At 34.6% G+C, this 21,181-nt stretch carries 17 protein-coding genes; 13 read left to right on the forward strand and 4 right to left on the reverse strand.

The features are described 5' to 3' along the window. Positions 1-136: 136 nt before the first annotated feature. Together BTOYO_RS24395 and BTOYO_RS24400 are read right to left on the reverse strand one after the other, a co-directional pair. Positions 137-1,156: an ABC transporter permease gene (locus tag BTOYO_RS24395; RefSeq protein ID WP_000836580.1), complete on the reverse strand. Its 1,020-nt coding sequence runs from the start codon at positions 1,154-1,156 to the stop codon at positions 137-139. Next, a complete protein-coding gene (locus BTOYO_RS24400; RefSeq protein ID WP_000903312.1) occupies positions 1,153-2,055 on the reverse strand; it encodes an ABC transporter permease subunit in 903 nt (300 codons plus the stop codon). The genes BTOYO_RS24395 and BTOYO_RS24400 overlap by 4 nt, the downstream gene beginning before the upstream one ends. Positions 2,056-2,708: 653 nt before the next feature. Here BTOYO_RS24400 and BTOYO_RS24405 point away from each other — a divergent pair. Together BTOYO_RS24405 and BTOYO_RS24410 are read left to right on the forward strand one after the other, a co-directional pair. Continuing rightward, entirely contained in the window at positions 2,709-3,866 is a 1,158-nt protein-coding gene (locus tag BTOYO_RS24405) for a serine hydrolase domain-containing protein (protein WP_000747391.1), read from the forward strand. Between the two features lie 152 nt (positions 3,867-4,018). Continuing rightward, positions 4,019-5,350 carry an erythromycin esterase family protein gene (locus tag BTOYO_RS24410; RefSeq protein WP_023441244.1) on the forward strand — a complete coding sequence of 444 codons (1,332 nt, stop codon included), beginning with the start codon at positions 4,019-4,021 and terminating at the stop codon, positions 5,348-5,350. A gap of 252 nt (positions 5,351-5,602) precedes the next feature. Here BTOYO_RS24410 and BTOYO_RS24415 read toward each other — a convergent pair. Further along, a protein-coding gene (locus BTOYO_RS24415; protein ID WP_096001585.1) for an IS3 family transposase occupies positions 5,603-6,765 on the reverse strand; the annotation gives its coding sequence in 2 pieces (ribosomal slippage) (positions 5,603-6,498 and positions 6,498-6,765; 1,164 coding nt in all). A gap of 463 nt (positions 6,766-7,228) precedes the next feature. On the opposite strand from BTOYO_RS24415, the gene gntK reads away from it, so the two are divergent. The 3 genes from gntK to gnd are packed head-to-tail and all read left to right on the forward strand — an operon-like array spanning position 7,229 to position 11,046. After that, complete coding sequence (gntK, locus tag BTOYO_RS24430; RefSeq protein ID WP_000450022.1) at positions 7,229-8,767, forward strand: gluconokinase; 1,539 nt, start codon at positions 7,229-7,231, stop codon at positions 8,765-8,767. 14 nt (positions 8,768-8,781) lie between these two features. Further along, the gene (locus tag BTOYO_RS24435; protein ID WP_000260212.1) at positions 8,782-10,131 is read left to right on the forward strand and encodes a GntP family permease; all 1,350 of its coding nucleotides are present in this window, start codon (positions 8,782-8,784) and stop codon (positions 10,129-10,131) included. 18 nt (positions 10,132-10,149) lie between these two features. Further along, positions 10,150-11,046, forward strand: coding sequence for a phosphogluconate dehydrogenase (NAD(+)-dependent, decarboxylating) (gene gnd, locus BTOYO_RS24440; RefSeq protein WP_000765983.1), 897 nt, complete (start codon positions 10,150-10,152; stop codon positions 11,044-11,046). A gap of 68 nt (positions 11,047-11,114) precedes the next feature. Here the strand turns inward: gnd and BTOYO_RS24445 are convergent, their stop codons facing one another. Next, a complete protein-coding gene (locus tag BTOYO_RS24445; RefSeq protein ID WP_002038629.1) occupies positions 11,115-11,879 on the reverse strand; it encodes a DUF2711 domain-containing protein in 765 nt (254 codons plus the stop codon). Between the two features lie 139 nt (positions 11,880-12,018). On the opposite strand from BTOYO_RS24445, the gene BTOYO_RS24450 reads away from it, so the two are divergent. The 8 genes from BTOYO_RS24450 to BTOYO_RS24485 all read left to right on the forward strand — a co-directional run bounded on the left by BTOYO_RS24450 (position 12,019) and on the right by BTOYO_RS24485 (position 21,169). Further along, complete coding sequence (locus BTOYO_RS24450) at positions 12,019-13,239, forward strand: glycosyltransferase (protein ID WP_000526215.1); 1,221 nt, start codon at positions 12,019-12,021, stop codon at positions 13,237-13,239. Positions 13,240-13,273: 34 nt separating this feature from the next. Continuing rightward, entirely contained in the window at positions 13,274-14,428 is a 1,155-nt protein-coding gene (locus BTOYO_RS24455) for a CgeB family protein (RefSeq protein ID WP_000422337.1), read from the forward strand. 145 nt (positions 14,429-14,573) lie between these two features. Continuing rightward, the gene (locus BTOYO_RS24460; protein WP_000780368.1) at positions 14,574-15,110 is read left to right on the forward strand and encodes an NADPH-dependent FMN reductase; all 537 of its coding nucleotides are present in this window, start codon (positions 14,574-14,576) and stop codon (positions 15,108-15,110) included. A gap of 1 nt (position 15,111) precedes the next feature. Then, positions 15,112-16,341 (forward strand): MFS transporter, encoded by a 1,230-nt coding sequence (locus tag BTOYO_RS24465; RefSeq protein ID WP_000097149.1) that lies wholly within the window; start codon positions 15,112-15,114, stop codon positions 16,339-16,341. 63 nt (positions 16,342-16,404) lie between these two features. Beyond that, a complete protein-coding gene (locus tag BTOYO_RS24470) occupies positions 16,405-16,962 on the forward strand; it encodes a YdcF family protein (protein ID WP_023441247.1) in 558 nt (185 codons plus the stop codon). Between the two features lie 104 nt (positions 16,963-17,066). Continuing rightward, on the forward strand, positions 17,067-18,014 hold the full coding sequence (locus tag BTOYO_RS24475) for an ABC transporter ATP-binding protein (protein ID WP_000614062.1): 948 nt from the start codon (positions 17,067-17,069) through the stop codon (positions 18,012-18,014). Positions 18,015-18,017: 3 nt separating this feature from the next. Continuing rightward, positions 18,018-19,529 carry an ABC transporter permease/substrate-binding protein gene (locus tag BTOYO_RS24480; protein ID WP_000129124.1) on the forward strand — a complete coding sequence of 504 codons (1,512 nt, stop codon included), beginning with the start codon at positions 18,018-18,020 and terminating at the stop codon, positions 19,527-19,529. Between the two features lie 212 nt (positions 19,530-19,741). Further along, positions 19,742-21,169 (forward strand): basic amino acid/polyamine antiporter, encoded by a 1,428-nt coding sequence (locus tag BTOYO_RS24485; RefSeq protein ID WP_000129458.1) that lies wholly within the window; start codon positions 19,742-19,744, stop codon positions 21,167-21,169. The last annotated feature ends 12 nt before the right edge of the window (positions 21,170-21,181 follow it).

Genomic DNA, 21,181 nt, shown 5'->3' on the forward strand with positions numbered 1-21,181 from the left:
AAAAGCATGAGTCTAGCAAAGGTCATGTAAAAAAGTTAGACGGCATAAAAAAGATGATTCCTGTATTCAATAGGGATCATCTTCTTTATATTCTACTAATATCAATGCCAATTCATACTTGATTGAGGAGATATGATTAAAAGTTCACTTTATTTGCAAACGAAAAAGAATCTTTATTTTTAACAAACTTTTTATGATCTGGAACGTTTTGAGTTGCTACAACTTGCGAATCTCTTGCTTTCAGTGCATCTTGAATCCCGATTGTCATAAGCTTAATAAATAGAATCGTAATAAAGAATGAAGCGAGAGTATAAAAAATAATCCACCATGAAAGATTCATTTCATTACGATTTAATCCAATAAGGCCTGCCCAATCATTAGATATAGAAACAGGTCTGAGCACTCCGTCATAGAGTTCACGCATTTGTATCCCGCCAATTACAATGTTAAGCAACGCTAAATGGATAACGAGTATGAGTGTTTGGACGATATGTTCCATGAATAACACAAATAAGCGGTCAAGTAATAAGACTCGTAAGTGTTTTTTGATAATATGAAAACGGCTAGCACCCAGTAATTGTGAACTTAAGATGTAATCTCGTTTCATAAATTCATCCACCTCTGAGGATATATATAAAGAAAGTGTAGGCAGAGCGACGAAAATAAGTACGAGTACTTGATAAAACGTAAATGAAATATTTGGATCTAACCCATCGGCATTTGATGTGATTACAATATTAACGGGCGTGATGAGTATGAATGCGATAAATAGAGTTGGAATATAATAAAAAACTTCTGAGCATGCCTGGAAAAATCTCTTGAGTTTTGGAGCGTATAAACTTAAGAGGATTCCTATACATGTTCCGCATAAAATTCGAAAGAAGCTAATTGCCACGGCTAATAAAATAGTGAATTTTGCTCCTTCTACAATTTGTAAGAAAACAGACTCTCCAAAACGATCAGATCCAAAAGGCGGTATTAACGATGGTGGAAAGGGGGCCTTTCCAAGTAATTCGTTATTGCCATTGTAAAGTAACTGAGGAGGTTTTGGGATGTTATCTTTAAAGAACCAACTATAAATAAAACTAGCTGAAATAAGTATGAATAAATAAGTAAAGCCGATTAAAAAGCGTTTTGATTTCCAAATAGATTTCATAATGTTGCTCCTTTCAATTGATTTTGCCATCTATTCATCATGAATGAGATTATTTGAAAAATGGTATAAAACGGTAAAATAATCATAACAAGTATGATAAATGCAGCTGGTGGTGAAATAAACGCCTTATTAAATAAAAATTGAATAATACCTTGCATATTAAAAACAAATTCTAAAATGAATAAGTTAGACAGTAAGAAAACAAAAATCGTTTTTAAATGATGGAAGAAGTGGATAGATATATTTTTGAATAAATGAATGCATAGTATATAACTTGATGAAAGGCCTTTTCCATATGCAACCTCTACGTAATGTTTTCCATGTTCTTCTTTTATGTATAACACCATCATCCGAAACATTTGTAATGTAGGTAAGACAGCTAAAGATAAAATAGGGAGTAAATAAGCTCGATTTTCATTAAAAGAAATAATGGTGACAGGAGATTCCCCGAATTTCTGAAGTACCCATATGAAAAATATTTGCAAACAAATCATCATCATCATATCAGGGACAGCTTCTAATATGAACACAATTCGGTTTATCCATTTTTTTATATAATCTTTTGCTAAAAAATAAAAAAATGCCATGCTAGAAGATAGAAAGAGCGCAAGTAAAAAGGCTAAAAATAATACAGTAAATGAATATAGGTAAGGTTCTAAAACAGTTGGGAATAATGGTGTTTTTTTGAAACTACCAAATTTCGGGTCTGAGCCGATAACCACTAATGATTCAGGGGAGAAAACCTCTTTTAACATAGTAACGATCTGATTAAAAAAATATATTGGTTGAAAGGTAAATCCTTGTTGAGTGATAAATAAATAAGGTAAATTTAATAATAGTAAGAGTGATAAAAGAATTGATGAAAGCTTAATTGTGAATTGAGTTATTGTATGTAACATTAAATCCCTCCGACATCTTTTTACAACATTATACAATAAATCCTAATTTATTGTTTTATTTTTCTGAAAAATAAGAATTTTTTTGGGTTTAATAATTATAATACGTAATATACATTTATATGGTAAAAATGTTATATTAAGGAACCGGTCCCTATGTCCATCAAGCAAAATGTGCAGTATTTCCATTTTCGAGGCATTTACTTTTCTTCAGTTGATGGGCATTTGGTGCTATTCCATTGCGATCAAGTTAATAGAACTAAGTTTTCTTAAAATAAAAACCACCGAAATATAGAAGTGATTTTGAACGTAAGGAATTTGTAAGGAAGGAGTAAGAAAAAAGAGATTTTCAATATGTATGATCAAAATATAGAGAAGAACGGGGGGGGAGTAGTTACTATCTATTTATATAAAAACAAATTAATTAATAAAACGCTATGGAAGAAAAGAAGAAATTATAGAAGTTAACAGATATCTGAAGAAGAGGGATTAATCATTTATTAGGTCAGAGGGTTGTTTGAAGAAATAATTGGTGTATAGATGATTGCAAATTCAGTATTGACTTTTATCATTGGGAGGGTTGATAGCTGTGTGATTAGCATATGAGATACCTATCAACCATCAATACAATTTAAATAAGAGGAGAGGAATGCTTTATGAAAAAACGCAGTAAAATTACATGTGCCAGTCTAGCACTTTTAATAGGTGGAAGTTCCCTGTTATACATAACATCAAACTCAATTGTAAAAGCAGAATCTACGCAAAATGTATCTAGTTCGTTACAAACAAGTACTCAAAGCGATCGTACTTCCGTTAAGAACGCAATACGGGATGCACTACAACTTGGATACCCGGGAATACTCGCTAACATTTCTAAGGGTGGTAAAACTTGGAGTTATGCCGCTGGGATAGCGGATGTGAGAACCAAGAAAACAATGAAAGCAGATTTTCGCTTTCGTATTGGCAGTGTGACGAAAACGTTCATTGCAACAGTTCTACTTCAATTATCTGGAGAGAATCGTTTGAATTTAGACGACTCCATTGAAAAATGGTTGCCTGGTGTCATTCAAGGAAACGGATATGATGGTAACCAGATTACGATCCGGCAAATATTGAATCATACAAGTGGTATTGCTGACTATATGAATTCAAAAGACTTCGATATTATGGATACAAAAAAATCGTATACGGCTGAAGAATTTGTAAAGATGGGGATTTCACTTCCCCCAGAATTTGCCCCAGGAAAGGGTTGGTCTTATTCAAACACAGGATACGTATTACTGGGGATCCTTATTGAAAAAGTAACTGGCAACAGCTATGCGGAAGAGATTGAAAATCGGATTATTGAACCGCTTGATTTGTCAAATACATTTCTACCTGGTAATTCAAGCGTAATTCCAGGCACGAAGCATGCCCGTGGCTATATCCAACTAGACGGAGCAAGTGAGCTAAAAGACGTTACGTATATTAACCCAGGTAGCTCGGATGGGGATATGATTTCTACTGCTGACGATTTAAATAAATTCTTTTCATACTTACTCAGTGGTAAATTGCTGAAGGAACAGCAGCTAAATCAAATGCTTACTACAGTTCCCACAGATAGAGAAGGAACGGGATATGGTCTTGGAATCGTTGAATTTAAGCTTCCGAATGGTGTCTCGGTATGGGGACATAGAGGTAGCGTTCTAGGGTTTTCCACTTTTGTTGGTGGAACACTTGGAGGCAAACATACATTGGCCGTCAATTTGAACAGCTTTAACTTTAGTAATCCTGATCCTTTTAAAAGTATTTTACTTGCTGAATTTAGGAAGTAGGCAAAAAGGCGAAATGGATAAGTTTTGTCATAGGTTTATAGTTTAAAATATATCATTTTGGTGCAAAAAACAACTTGCTCTAAAAAATTTAATACTCGTAATTAAGTATAAAAGAACGCTATCGTTTTAAGAAAATATTTCAGGAGGGTTTTATGAAAAAGAAAATGATTACTGCATTTGGTGTTTCTGCTATAATACTGACTAATTTTGTAGGAAGTACTTATGCAGACTCGAAAACAGGAGTTTCTGTTACAGCTCCCTACAATAAAAATCAAATAGCGGAATGGTTAGAAATGCACGCGAAGCCTTTAAGAACAACGAATCCAAATTCACCTTTTAATGATTTAAAACCACTTAAGAATATGGTAGGTTCAGCTTCAATTGTAGGTTTAGGTGAAGCTACGCATGGGGCTCATGAAGTTTTTACGATGAAAAACCGTATTGTGAATTATTTAGTATCTGAAAAGGGCTTTACCAACCTAGTTTTAGAAGAGGGGTGGGACAGAGCTTTAGAACTTGATCGATATGTTCTTACTGGTGAGGGAAATCCAAGCCAACATCTATCACCTGTATTTAAGACGAAAGAAATGTTAGATTTACTTGATTGGATTCGGCAATATAATGCTAATCCAAAACATAAATCTAAAATGCGTATCATCGGGATGGACATTCAATCAGTAAACGAGAATGTTTATAATAATATAATAGAATATATTAAAAGAACCAATTCAAAACTTGTGCCGAGGATAGAAGAGAAGATAAAAGGTCTTATTCCTGTAACAAAGGATATGAATACTTTTGAAAGCCTTACGAAAGAAGAAAAAGAAAAGTATATTTCAGATGCTAAACAAATTAGTGCTTTATTAGAGGGAAATAAAAGTTATTTAAATGGGAAATCTAAAGAGTTCGCATGGATAAAACAAAATGCTCGTATTATTGAACAGTTTACTACAATGTTAACGTCACCTCCTGATAAACCATCTGATTTATATTTGAAACATGATATCGCAATGTATGAAAATGCGAAGTGGACTGAAGAACATTTAGGAAAAACTATTGTATGGGGGCATAATGGCCACGTTTCGAAAACAAATATGCTTCCTTTTGTATACCCTAAAGTAGCTGGGCAGTATTTAGCAGAGTATTATGGAAAACGGTACGTATCTATTGGAACATCAGTTTATGAAGGACAATACAATGTCAAGAATAGCGATGGTGAATTTGGCCCATATGGAATATTAAAATCGGATGATCCAAACAGTTATAACTACATCTTTGGACAAGTTAAAAAAGATCGATTTTTTATTGATTTACGTAAGGCAAACGGCGTGACAAAAACTTGGTTAAACGAACAACATCCAATTTTCGCTGGAGTAACTACCGAAGGGCCTGATATACCAAAAACAGTTGATATATCATTAGGTAAAGCGTTTGATATACTTGTTCAAATTCAAAAAGTGAGTCCATCTCAACTACATCAATAAATTTAGAATAATGTACCTTAATGAAGTGTAGTGTTAAGTGTCAATAGAGTTGTTTGAATATGTCAGTTAGGTTATTTTCATTAAAGAATTATTAAATGGAATAAATGTTTTTAAATTAGAGACGATGTGGGATAGAAGCACAGTATCATCAAGTTAACAAAATAAAATTCTACCTAAAATGAAAAAATACGCTATTCTTTCTATAGAATCATAGGTGGTCTGGCCCCATTTGGTGAGACAAAGAAAAAACACCTAGATAACATGTTTCCTATAAGCTATAGGTGACATATTATCTAATTTTCTCTGAATCCGTTCATTATTATAGTAGTGGATGTATTCATCCACAGTTTGTATTATACTAGCATTATTCGATTGTTTTATATTTTGCGCATAGAATCCTTCGGATTTCAAATGAGAATGAAAGGATTCTATGAGGGCATTATCATGGCAGTTTCCTGTACGAGACATGCTTGTGATAATGCCTTTTTCTTTGGCATATGTTTGAAATTGTTTTGATGTATACACCTTTCCTTGATCCGAATGTAAAATCGTATCAATCACATTTCGCTTTTTTAAAGCCTCTTTTAGAGTATCTAATACAAGAGAAACATCCTGTGTCTCAGCTATTTTATAACTTACAATTTCATTGTTAAACCCATCTATAATAGATGAAAAATAAAGAGTCTTATTGCCGAACATCAAATATGTGATATCAGTGAACCATTTTTCATTAGGCTTGGTAGCTTTAAATCTCCGTTGTATTCTATTTTTAGCTACCACTGGTTCATGACCGAGTACAAATATCTTTTTCTTTTTTCTAACCCGAGATAATACGTTGTATTTTCTCATGATACGTAATACTTTTTTATGATTCATTACGATGTTAAATTGATCACGTAGACAAGCTGTAACCCGACGATATCCATACCGATATTTATGATGTTGACATATTTCTATTACGGTTTTTTCTTCATGGTTAGTTACTGTTTTCTCCTGCTTTTTCCAACGATAATAAGTAGCACGTGAAATATTAAATATGGAACACAGTTCTGCAATTGTAAAAATTGATTGCCATTCCTTTATCATTTTCATTATTTCTTCTTTTCCTCCCACCTCCTTAAGATTTCTTGGCACTTTTCCAGCAATATAATCTTTGCCTTTAAATAACGTATTTCTAATTCTTTTTGTTCAAGTTCTGTTAACCTTGTTAAGCCTTTTCCATGTGCAGATTGTCTTCCAATAGATTGTTCAAACCGATAGGTTTCGCCTTCACGATACCATTTCATCCAAGTTTTAATTTGAGCCACATGTCTAATTCCTAAGGCATCCATAATTTCTTTATTTTTGAATCCTTGGTGTTTCATTTCAACTACTTTCCACTTTATTTCGGCGGGATAATGCACCTTTTTCCCCATACGAAAAACACCTCCATTAAAATCATAACTGATACTTACGATTTAGAGAGGTGTTTTTTATCGTCTCATTCCCAGGGTTCACTCCAAATAGGAAAGGATGGCGTTTTTTGATCTAATCTATTACTACAATTTGTTCAAGGAATTTAAAACTTTTTATGCAAAAATACCTTACGAAATCTTACTAAAAATGTTGGTTTTGTACAATGAACCACATATCCATCAAGCTAAAGAATTAGTTACCCAAAAACTAGAAAAAGAGTGTGTTTTGAAACAAATATGAAGCAATTTTACCGCATGGAAAAGCTAAATATAGTATGTAAATGAAAGGGAATGAGGGAATTTATTTTTCGTTATGAAAAAAATTTTCTTTTTAAAACTTGATTAAAGAAAAAATATTTTATATACTAATTCATGTAAACGGTTTACTAAATCGTATTTTGCTAGAAACGAAGGGAAGATTCGCATGGAAACAAGGGGGAGAGTAATCGGGATTGATATCGGTACCACAAGTACGAAAACGGTTGTATTCACTGAAAACGGTAAAGTCGTTGCATCACATGCAATTGATTATCCAATCATTCAACCGAACGTCGGATGGGCGGAGCAAGATCCTGATGTAATATGTGCCGCTGTATACAAAAGTGTAAGCGTTGCCATTAAAAAAGGTAATGTACTACCAGAAGATATTTCTTCAATCGGTATTAGTACAGCTATGCACGCATTAATTGCAGTAGATGAAAACGGTGCGCCGTTAACGCGTTCTATCATTTGGGCAGATAATCGAAGTACGAAGCAATCAGAAAAATTATTACAACAAATGAATGGGCATGAAATTTATAGACGTACAGGTACACCAATTCATCCGATGTCACCACTTTCTAAATTGTTATGGATGAAAGAAGAGGAACCAGAGTTATATACAAGTGCTTATAAATTCATTTCCATTAAAGAGTATGTGATTTACCAATTATTTTCACGCTACGTAGTTGATTATTCGATTGCTTCTGCTACGGGGTTATTTAATTTAGAAACATTAAACTGGGATGAAGATGTTTTAACTATGTTACATATGTCACCAGAACAATTATCAACACCTGTACCAACTACATATATTTTATCGGGAATGAAACCGGAATTAGCACAAAAAATGGGCATTCATGAAGATACTCCAGTTGTTATTGGTGCGAGTGATGGTGTTCTTGCAAATGTAGGTGTTGGTGCAATATCACCTGGCTCCGCTGCAATTACGATTGGGACAAGTGGTGCGGTTCGAACTATTGCATCGAGTGTTAATACAGATGAAAAAGGAAGAACTTTTTGTTACGCATTAACAGATGAGCACTGGGTTATCGGTGGGCCAACGAATAACGGTGGAATATTACTTAGGTGGTTACGTGATGAATTTGGTAGCCCGGAACAAGAGGTAGCGAGGAAGCTTGGGATTGATCCTTATGATTTATTAATTAAGTATGCGGAAAGTGTACCAGCTGGAGCAGATGGATTACTATTTTTACCGTTTCTATCTGGAGAACGTGCACCCTACTGGAATGCAAATGCTCGAGGTACATTCTTTGGGATAAACCTTCAGCACAAACGAGAACATTTTATACGAGCAGTTATGGAAGGTGTCTGTATGAGTGTATATTCAGTTGCACTTGCAATCCGTGATTGTACAGGACCACTTACTGAAATACGTGTTTCAGGAGGATTTGCGAAGTCTGCATTTTGGAGACAAATGCTCTCCGATATGATGGGAAAAGAATTGCTTGTTCCTGAAAGTCATGAAGCATCTGCGCTTGGGGCAGCGGCACTTGCTTTATATGCGGTAGGAAAAATTGATTCTCTTGACGAGGTGAAGGATTGGATTGATATTGTCCATCACCATGTACCAAATAAAGAAAATACGGCTATTTATTTAGAAATGTTTTATATGTATGAACGACTTTACAATCGATTGAAAGAAGAATTTGATTGTATAGCTGCTTTCCAACGTAAACAATAGGGGGATTGGGAGAAATGGTAGTTGGGATTGTACTAGCGGCAGTTGTCATACTACTTCTACTTATTACAGTAGTGAAATGGCATCCATTTGTCGCATTAATTTTAACAGCAATCGGAGTTGGGCTAGCAATGGGGATGCCCTTGGTTGCAACTTCACCACAACATCCAGGGATTATTGATTCTATTAAATCGGGTCTTGGAAGTACGTTAGGGTTTTTAGCAATTGTTTTAGCATTAGGAACGATGCTTGGGAAAATGATGGCCGAATCTGGCGGTGCTGAACGAATTGCTAACACATTAATTGATCGTTTTGGGAAGAAACGTGTTCACTGGGCAATGATGTTTGTTGCATTTTTAGTAGGGATTCCGGTGTTTTTCCAAGTTGGATTTGTACTATTAATTCCATTAGTATTTACAATCGCCATAGAAACAGGGGTATCACTTATTACAATCGGTATTCCGCTTGTAGCAGGTCTTTCAGTTGTACATGGACTTGTTCCACCACATCCAGCAGCGATGGCAGCGGTAGGTATTTTTAAAGCAGATGTAGGGAAGACAATTTTATATGCATTAATTGTCGGACTTCCAACTGCAATTATTTCGGGGCCGCTTTACGGAAAATGGATCGGTGCTCGTATACATAAAGAAGTGCCGTTAGATATAGCGGAGCAATTTATTGAAAGAGACAAGAAGAAAGAACTTCCTAGCTTCGGAAATACATTGTTTACTATTTTACTTCCAGTATTTCTTATGCTTGGTGCATCCATTGCTGAAGTAGCGTTACATAAAACGAGTCAACTTGCACAAGTGTTACACTTTATTGGAGATCCAATAGTCGCTTTATTAATTGCAACGATTTATTCTTTCTTTAGTCTTGGTTATGCAAAAGGATTTTCTAAAGATAAAGTATTACAATTTACAAATGATTGCTTAGGGCCAATTGCAAACATACTGTTAGTAATTGGTGCTGGTGGTGCGTTTAATAAGGTGTTATTAGATTCTGGAATTGGTACTACAATTGCTGAAATGGCGAAAGAATCACATATTTCACCAATATTACTTGGATGGGGAATTGCAGCACTTATCCGAGTTGCAACGGGATCAGCTACTGTTTCTATGATGACAGCAGCTGGAATTGTAGCACCGATTGCAGCAAGTACACCTGGGGTAAATGTTGAACTACTAGCACTTGCAACAGGCGCAGGGTCATTAATTTTATCACATGTGAATGATTCTGGATTTTGGATGATTAAAGAGTATTTCGGAATGACTGTGAAAGAAACATTATTAACATGGACTGCAATGGAGACGATACTATCAGTTGTAGCACTTGGATTAATTTCGTTATTAAATATATTTGTATAGAATGGGAGATTGATTAATATGAAACTAGGTTTAATTGGATTAGGAAAAATGGGATTCCCATTAGCTGAACACTTACATGAAGACAAGCATGAAGTAGTTGTATACGATGTAAATAAAGAGCTTGTAGAAAAGGCAGGAAAACTAGGAATTACTGCACGTCATACATTAAAAGAAATGATCGCTGAATTAGAAGCTCCTCGTACGATATGGGTAATGGTGCCTGCAGGAGAAGTTGTAGAGTCAGTATTAAAAGATGTGTATCCGTTATTAGATGAAGGTGATATCGTTATTGAAGGTGGAAATTCATTCTATAAAGATACGTTACGCCGTGCTGAAGAAGCAAAAAGCTTCGGATTACATTATGTAGATATCGGTACATCTGGCGGTGTAGAAGGAGCTAGATACGGTGCTTGTTTAATGGTTGGTGGAGAAAAAGAAATTTATTACCAATTAGAACCTTTATTTAAAGATTTAGCAGTAGAAAATGGCTATTCTTATGCTGGCCGCGTTGGTAGTGGTCATTTCTTAAAAATGGTTCATAACGGTATTGAGTACGGCATGATGCAAGCAATCGCTGAAGGATTTGAAGTACTAGATAAGAGTGACTTTGATTTCAATTATGAAGATGTTGCAAAAGTATGGGCGAACGGATCAGTAATCCGCGGTTGGTTAATGGACTTAACTGAAAAAGCATTTGCAGATGATCCTAAACTTGATGGCATTAAAGGTGTAATGAACTCTTCAGGAGAAGGGAAATGGACTGTTGAAACTGCGCTTGAGTTACAAGCAGCGGCACCAGTAATCGCGATGTCATTATTTATGCGCTATCGTTCTCAGGAAGATGATACATTCCACGGAAAAGTAGTTTCAGCACTACGTAATCAGTTCGGTGGACATGAAGTTGTAAAAAAATAAGGATGTTTTTGAAAAGAAACTTGTGCATAAGCGCAAGTTTCTTTTTTATAGTTTAAGAAATTACTAATTTAAAAATACCAATCAATCATCGTTTTTTTGTCACAAATGACAGCTTCAACATTCATTGATTGAACAATATATTCTATATTTTCTTCTTTAGCTAATAATAAGGTTGTAAAGGAATCGTATATACTCATAAACGCATACTCATTGTCTTCTCCAGTAATAATTAACTCATTATTGCTAATGTCCCAAATATCTAATGGAGTAGTATTATTTACCTGTAATAATCCGTTTGTATCAAGAATTGGTTCAGAGAAATATAGATTTTTTGCACCTTTAGAACCGAGGAGTTTAAGTAATTTGTGTAATAAAAATATAGACGTATAATCTTCTGTTGGATAATAAAGATCTTTTTTTAAGTTTGAATGTAGCTTTTCAGCTAAATCCTCTCTTTTATATTCTTCTGAAAAGGCACTAATGGAAGTCAACATGGCCATTGCTAGGTCTGCGTATGAATGTAATCCACTACAAGACATCATTTCCTTCCAATAAACGGATTTCCCATTGTGAATGATTTCTTCAGCGCTAGGATAGATGTGCTCATATGGTCTTTTTCTCACAGACTTTTCCCATCCTAAAGGCATTTGGACAAATGGATGTAGCAATATAGCTGCAGATTTAAAATTACTTGGTAGTTGTTCTAAAATTGGTGATTTGTCATCTAGCCAAATGTAATCCAACAAAATATAACCTCCTTTTAGACTTTGAAATGTACGGATTCCCGTATTATGTTTTTTTGTATTGATTGTATCAAATATAAAGCGAAGCATGAAATATGTCCCAACATAAAAGTAAGAATAAATAAAATGAAGTTTTCATAAATAGTAAAAGGGTGCTTATGTCATCAGTATAGCTAAAAAATGTTGTTACATATGAGAAGAGCGTGTTAATAAAATATGAGGTGGTTAAATGGGAAATGAGCAAGTGAAGTCTGCAAAGGAAGAAAAAAAGTTATGTCTTTGTATGATTGTCAAAAATGAGTCTAGAATTATGGAAAGATGTTTAAATGCAACAAAATCAATTGTAGATTATGTTTCTATTTGTGATACTGGATCGACGGATAATACGCCTGAAATTATTGAAAATTGGTGTAAGGAAAATGAGATACCTGGGACGGTTCATCATGAGCCGTTTAAAAACTTTGGTTATAACAGAAGTTTAGCTGTTTCATTAGCGCAAAAAACATATCCAGAAGCAGATTATTTATTAATATTAGATGCGGATATGATTTTAGAGGTTGATCCGAATTTCGATAAAACGAGCTTAACGGAAGATCATTATCTTACATTGCAATATGATGTTCATATTAAATATTGGCTTACACGTCTTTTGAAAGCTTCTTTACCATGGAAATCTGTCGGTGTTACTCATGAGTATTGGGATATAGATCGCTCAAAAGTTGGAGCGAATTACAATACGAGGGTAGATCGGTTAGAGACTCTTGTCGTGAATGATCCCGGAGATGGCGGGAGTAAAGCTGATAAATTTGAAAGAGATGAGAGGTTGTTGTTACAAGGAATAAACGACCCAGAAACAACGCCAGATTTGCATATAAGATATTTATTTTATTTAGCTCAGACTTATTTTCATTTAAGTCAATTTGAAGATTCGATTAAATGGTATAAAAAACGAGTGGAAGCAGGGGGTTGGGTTGAAGAGGTATTCTATTCGTTATTGCGAATAGGATTTTGTTATGAGCAGTTAGCAAATCGTTCAGCAAATAAACAAAATGAAGTGACAGATGCTGATGAAAAAGAAAATGTTAAAGGGCAAGAAGAGAAATATTTAGCATTAGCTGTTTTTTATTTTCAAAAAGCGTGGGAATATAGACCAACTCGGGCTGAACCATTATACCAACTTGCAAGGTTGTATCGATTACGATCTCAAAACAATATTGCTTTGATGTATGCTCTGCAAGGGAAGGAAATTCCTTTTCCAAAGGATGATCTTTTATTTGTAGATTATCATGTGTATGATTACTTATTTGACTATGAAATTTCTATTAGTGCTTTCTATATACCTCATAAAAAACATTTAGGGGCGGTGTCGCAAAAGTATTTGGAATCGATTAAAGAAGAGATTCCATTTCATATAGCAAATGTAGTAGAGAATAATGCGAAATTTTATTAAATACATTTTCGGTTAAAGGAGTAGTGGAGTAATCATGGAATTAATGCGATGGGCGATTGAACTAGGAGAATCGGTGCATGGAAATACGTATGAAGAATTGATGCCACTACTAGACTATTATTATGATCGTGATCATTTAAAAGCGTATTGTATCGCAAATCTTCTTTTAAACATGGATGTATTAGATGAACATCGTGAAAGAATCGAATTAAGAAGATGCATCGCTGCTTATTATGCTGGATTATATAAAGTGGCAAGAAAACATGCAAATGAGTTGGTACTTAAACATCCGGATGTAGATTTATATAAAAATAATTTAAAATTAATGGAAGTTTATTTGAATAAAGAATATGATTATTGTCTTTTTATATGCCCGAAGACGTACGGTAGTTTCATAGATGTTGCGCGAGCTTTGAAATGGAGGTTGGAGCAGGAGGGAAATACAGTAATTATATCAGAAACAATACTGGGAAATGTAAAGAATACAGTTATTTTTGGAGCGCATACATACGCTTATAACCCGAATCTCCTTCCGCAAGATGCAATTATTTATAATTTAGAACAGCTATACGAAGGAAGTCCATATGCGCACCCGCTTTATTTAATATTATTAAAAGATAGAGTGATTTGGGATTATAGTAAACAAAATATAGAGTGGCTAAAACAAAAAGGGGTAGGAAAAGAAATAAAACATGTAAAAATGAACTATGCTCCAACTTTGGAAATAAAAAAAGATGCATTTGAAGATGACATTACTGAAGATATTGATATTCTGTTTATAGGTGCTCTTAATCCGAGGCGGCAAGCTATTTTTGATCATCTAAAAGCGATTGCCCCAAATTTAAATATAGTTTTTAAAAATAATGCGTGGGGAATTGTTAGAAATGAATTGATTGCTAGAGCTAAAATTATATTAAATATTCATTTTTACTTATCAGGAATTCTTGAAACACCTCGCGTGTCTTATGCAGTCGCAAATAAGAAATTTATTATTTCCGAAAATAGTAATCCAGAAGATGAGGTAGAGTGGCCGGGAATTGTATTTACTCCGTACGAAAAAATAATTGAAAACGTAATGAAATATATAGAATTACCAGAAGAACGAACAGAATTAGCGGAAAAAGCATATTACCATTTTGAGGCAAATAAAAGCATAGGTACAATAAGTCAGAATGGTGAAACAAAGTAATAGCGCGAAACTCATACGAAAGTATGAGTTCTTTTTTCGTGTATCATACTATTTGATTAAGGAAGTTCCCTCTTTATATTGTGTTTTGTATAGAAATTTCTGATAATATATAAGTAGAATTTGAAAACAAAGGGGAGAATTGTTTATGAAACTAGTCGTTATTAACGGTACACCAAGAAAATTAGGTAGAACTCGCGTTGTGGCAAAATATATTGCAGATCAATTTGAAGGGGAGTTATACGATTTAGCAATAGAGGAATTGCCTTTATATAACGGCGAAGAATCGCAACGTGATTTAGAGGCAGTAAAAAAATTAAAAGCGTTAGTGAAAGCAGCAGACGGTGTAGTACTATGTACACCAGAATATCATAATGCGATGAGCGGAGCGCTGAAAAACTCGTTAGATTACTTAAGTAGTAGTGAGTTTATCCATAAACCTGTCGCATTATTAGCTGTTGCGGGGGGCGGTAAAGGAGGAATTAACGCATTAAATAGTATGCGAACTGTTGCTAGAGGTGTTTACGCAAATGCAATCCCAAAACAAGTAGTGCTTGATGGACTTCACGTACAAGATGGTGAACTTGGAGAAGATGCAAAACCATTAATTCATGATGTAGTTAAAGAATTAAAAGCATATATGAGCGTATATAAAGAGGTGAAAAAACAACTAGGAGTGGAGTGATATGTCCTCGCTTTATCATGATTCTCGCTTGTATTACATTCTAGGAGCCAATAGTTTATCAGCTATTGGTTCCGGGATTGTTATGATTACGATCCCATGGTTGTTAATTAAAGAAGGTGGGGGAGAGACAACGTTTGGTTATGTTTCGATCGTTGCAACCCTCATTATGTTTTTATTAACACCATTCATTGGGCAAAGCATTGATCGTTTTTCAAGAAAATCTTTATTGTTATGTAACGAAGGTATCGGGATAGCCGTTATAGGAATGATGACTATATGGGGATTTGCCGGGCAATCTTATCATTCTATTCATTACATTATTATTTATATAGCAGGGTCATTCTATTATCTATTATTCTATCCTACAATTTTTGCATTTAACCAAGAAATATTTCAAGCAGAACATTATAAAAATTTAAGTGGAACGATGGAGATACAAGGACAGTTAACACAAGTTATTTCAGGAGCAGCTGCGAGTTTTTTAATTGAAATTGTTTCTTTGAAATGGATCTTGTTAGTAGATATGTTAACTTTTGCAGGAGCATTTTTTCTTTTCTTATGTATACCGTACGTAAAGAAAAAAGAAGTGAAACGGAAAGTACCGTTTAAGAAGCAATTGTTCGAAGGAATTCACTTTATGAAAAAGTGTCCTAAGCTTTTTTGGTTTTTACTTGCCACTTATATGCCGTTTATCGGTGTTATGATGGCAAATTATTTAATACCAGTTTATATTTCAGATATACTTAAAGCCAATGCTTCTGTATACGCAGTAGAAGGTATGATGTACGGTGTCGGAGCGGTTATTGCGGGAATCAGTATTCCACTCATAATGAAGTATGTTAAAACAGAAGTTTCAATCGTTTTGACGATGATCATTTATGTAATTTCAATTACCATAATGATCATTGAACCGTCCGTAATGCTGTTATATGGACTAGCGATTTTTCATGCGATTGGAAACGCTGGAACAAGAGTCGCGAGAAATGTATTGATGATGGAGGAAATCCCAAACGAAGTAATGGGACGAGTGGACAGCTTATTTCGCTTAATTGGTACAGGAATACGAATAGTAATATTAATGGTGTTTACAGCAGGTGTATCTAAAGTTGGGGTAATGCTCCCATTTTACCTATTAAGCTGTATATTGATCCTATCATTAGGAATCGCTCTTTACTATGTGATATCACAACGTAAAATCAGAGGGGATGTTCCGAATAAATCACTCGTTTAAAAATTACTTCTGCCTCCCTTTCTTTTTCTATATAATAAAAAGAAAGGGAGTGTTAACTTATTTATGAACAAATGGATATTACTTATAATCTTATTACTACCGCCACTATACATTATTTATATGACGTTTCGAATGAATAAAGTTGCTCGTGAGAAATTGAGTAATCACTCTCCATACGTTCTTATATTAGGTGCAAAGTTATTTGGAGATAGACCGTCTTTATCACTTCAAAACCGTTTGGATGTAGCGTTGGAATATTTATATTCTCACCCTGAGGTGAAAGTAATTGTTTCAGGTGGTCAAGGAGAAGATGAAGATATACCGGAAGCTCACAGTATGAGAAACTATTTAATGGTACACGGTATAGATGAGAGTCGTATTTTAATAGAAGACCGTTCGACAAATACGTATGAAAATTTGAAGTTTAGTATGGATTTATTTGATGTAAAACATGCGGTAGTTGTCAGTAATACGTATCATTTATATCGAACAAAAATAATTGCAAGGCGTTTAGGAATAAAGATGGAGGCATTAGCTGCAGAAACGCCAATGCGTTCTAAGAGAAAAATGTATGTGCGTGAATATGCTGCTATTATGAAAACAATATTGTTCGACCGTTAGAGCTCAAATGTGAGCTCTTTTTTATATAGAAATAATGCGTATCATTTGAAATGAATTCCATATTCCATCAAAATAAAGGAAACAACAATAAAGGAGTTGTATTTGTGATTCAATTTAATCATGTGTCAAAAGCGTATGAAGATGGCACAAAAGCAGTGGATTCATTGCATTTAGAAATTAAAAAAGGAGAATTTTTTGTTCTCATTGGTCCGAGTGGTTGCGGGAAAACAACGACAATGAAGATGATTAATCGTTTGATTGAAACGACAGAAGGTTCAATTTTAATCGATGGAAAAGATATTCAACAATATAATATAAATGAATTACGTTGGAATATAGGATACGTGTTGCAGCAAATTGCTTTATTTCCACATATGACAATCGCTGAAAATATTGCAGTTGTTCCTGAAATGAGAAAATGGAGCAAAAAAGAAATAAAAGCACGTGTCGATGACTTGCTACAGATGGTTGGGCTCGATCCAGATGTATATCGTGATCGTATGCCTGATGAATTGTCAGGAGGGCAAAAACAACGTGTCGGTGTCGTACGGGCATTAGCCGCAAATCCGAAAATTGTTCTTATGGACGAACCATTTAGTGCGTTAGATCCGTTAAGCAGGGAGCAACTTCAGAAGGATATCGTACAACTGCAAAAAAAGATTCAAAAAACGATCGTGTTTGTAACGCACGATATGCAAGAGGCATTATCACTTGGTGATCGCATTTGTGTAATGAGAGCAGGAAAAGTTGTTCAATTAGATACACCTGAAGGTATTATACATAATCCGAAAAATGAGTTTGTTGAGGAGTTCATTGGAAATCGTGGGCGACAATGGTATGAGGGAATAATTATAGAAGATGTAATGCCACTAGACGATCATACACGAATAGAAGGAGCTGCTTTATCTTTACATGCTCCTTTACAAGAAGCACTAGTCCGTTTACAAACTGAAGAATCAGTGCCGGTTGAAAAAGATGGTCAATATGTTGGTATGTTAACAAGTCGTCATATTGTCAATTATATTGTTGAACAAATGAAGGAGAGAGGCTAAACAGTGACTGATTTTATTCAAACGTTCCAAGAAAGAAAAATAGAATTGCTAAGTGCATTAAGTGAGCATTTACAAATATCGCTTATTTCACTATTTTTTGCAGTAATTATTGCAGTGCCACTTGGCATTATATTAACGAGAAAAGAACGAATGGCTGAATTTATAATAGGGACTTCTGCTGTTATGCAGACAGTGCCCTCACTTGCTTTACTTGGACTATTAATTCCGTTAGTAGGAATTGGAAAACTGCCAGCTATAATCGCATTAGTTGTGTATGCACTATTACCTATTTTACGAAATACATATACAGGAATACGGGAATTAGATGAATCACTTATAGAAGCGGCGAGAGCTATGGGGATGAATAGCTGGAAAAGGTTATGGAAGGTAGAGCTTCCGCTCGCGTTGCCAATTATTATGGCTGGTATTCGTACAGCGATGGTATTAATTGTTGGAACGGCTACATTAGCTGCTTTAATAGGTGCTGGTGGGCTCGGTAAGCTCATACTACTCGGAATCGATCGAAATGACCATGCGCTTATCATTTTAGGGGCCGTACCAGCTGCGTTACTCGCTTTATTCTTTGATATAGTACTTCGCATACTTGAGAGTCCCAAACGCTCTTCTAAGCGCGTTATATTGACGATATGTATAGTTGTAGTTATGATTGCTACTCCATTTCTATGGAATACACAAAAGAAAGATATAGTTATTGCTGGAAAACTTGGATCGGAGCCAGAAATTTTAATTCAAATGTACAAACAACTTATTGAACAGGATACAGATTTACAAGTAGAATTAAAGCCGGGTCTTGGGAAAACAGCATTTGTATTTGAAGCGTTAAAATCAGGTGAAGTAGATATATACCCAGAATTTTCAGGAACAGCCTTATCTACTTTCGTGAAAGAAGAACCGAAAAGCACAAATCGTGAGGAAGTATATGAACAAGCTCGCGTTGGAATGGAAAAAAAATATAATATGGTTATGTTAAATCCAATGGAGTATAACAATACATATGCACTAGCGATGCCGAAAAAAATAGCAGATCAAAAGAATATAAATACAATTTCTGATTTAGGAAATATTGCACAGGAAGCTAAAGTAGGATTTACATTAGAATTTGCAGATCGTGAAGATGGTTATAAAGGAATGCAAAAGTTATATAACTATAAGTTTTTAAATGTTAAAACGATGGAACCGAAACTGCGTTATAGTGCAATTCAATCTGGTGATGTGAACGTAATCGATGCATATTCAACGGATAGTGAATTGGAGCAATACGGACTTAAAGTGCTAAAAGATGATAAAGGATTATTCCCACCTTATCAAGGTGCGCCGTTATTAAGAAAAGAGACATTACAAAAATATCCTGAACTTGAAAAAGTATTAAATAAATTAGCTGGAAAGATTACAGATGAAGAAATGCGAAAAATGAATTATGAAGTAAATGTGAATGGTAAAAGTAGTGAAGAAGTAGCGAAACAATTTTTACAAAAAGAGAATTTACTTCGTTAATTTTACAAGAAATATACAATTTTATATGTTTAAAATGACCGCTCATTACAAAATGAGCGGTTTTTTGTGCATACTTATACATTTTTTCAAAAAAGTATTCCATTTTTCTTCATTTTCTTTTAGAATAAGTAATGTTTTCCTGAAAAAATATAAGAGAAACGTCTATTAGAGAAAAAGGTGACTTTAATAGTTGAACGAACATAACACCTAGAATGACAGATGGGGTGGTACAAATAGAAAAGAAGTTAGGGTTTTTTCCGTTAATCGCATTAGTAGTTGGAACGATGGTTGGTGGCGGTGTTTTTAGTTTACCGCATGATTTAGCAGTAGGAGCAAATAGTGGTGCAACGATAATTGGTTGGTGTATTACAGCAATGGGAATGATTCCACTTGCGCTCGTATATCAAACGTTAGCAAGACAAAAACCGGAGCTTGAGGGCGGAATTTATAGTTATGCACGAGCTGGATTCGGTGAATATATTGGTTTTAACAGTGCTTGGGGATACTGGCTGGCAGGGATTTTAGGAAATGTTGCAACAATTATGCTACTGTTTAGTACATTAGGTTACTTCTTCCCAATTTTTAAAGGTGGAAATAATGTTGCGTCAATCGTAGGTGCATCACTTTTACTATGGACATTGCATTTTCTAATTTTATTTGGAATTCGTGAAGCTTCCATTATGAATGTTATTGCAACAGTAGGGAAATTAGTTCCGATCTTATTATTTATTGTCGTAATGGTAACAGCGTTTCGTTGGGATACATTTACACATGATTTTTGGGGAGAAGGAACAATCTCACTTTCCGCTATTCTTGGTCAAGTGAAAAATACAATGCTTGTAACGCTATGGGTGTTCATTGGGGTTGAAGGAGCAGTTGTATTATCAGGAAGAGCAAAAAATAGTAGGGACGTTGGAAAAGCGACAGTACTTGGATTAATTTTAGTTATGTCTATTTATATTTTAATTTCTGTTCTGTCAATGGGAGCAATGACGCGAGGAGAACTTTCCGTTTTAGAAACTCCTTCAATGGGACATGTATTAGAACATGTTGTTGGGCCATGGGGTGCAATGGCAATTAATATTGGATTAGTTGCGTCACTTGTAGGTACATTAATTGGCTGGTTTTTACTTGTTTCGGAAATTTCTCACGTAGCAGGAAAAGATGGCGTGTTTCCGAAGGTCTTTACGAAAACCAATAAAAAGCAAACGCCACACATGGCATTATGGATTTCAAATATCGTTGCTCAAATTATATTTATAATTGTTCTGTTTTCAGAATCGACATATCAAATTATGTATTTTATTGCGTCAACATCAATATTATTACCATATTTATTATCAGCGCTATACCAATTCAAATTAGTAATTACAAATGAACTAAAAGATGCAAAAGTAAAAAATGGCTCGTTAGCTTTAATTGCCTCTATTTATTCTGTATGGCTTATTTATGCAGCGGGTTTAAAGAATTTATTACTCGTTTCAATCGTATATGGAATTGGGATTATCGTTTACATGTTTGCACGAAAAGAAAAAGGGAATCGTTGTTTTGTAGGTATAGAGAGATATGTGATGTGGGCAATTGTTGTCGCAGCTATCACATCACTTTATCTGTTGATAACTGGAACGATAAAAATGTAAAAGTCCTTTTCA

It is taken from the genome of Bacillus toyonensis BCT-7112 (genome assembly GCF_000496285.1).
Lineage (GTDB): Bacteria > Bacillota > Bacilli > Bacillales > Bacillaceae_G > Bacillus_A > Bacillus_A toyonensis.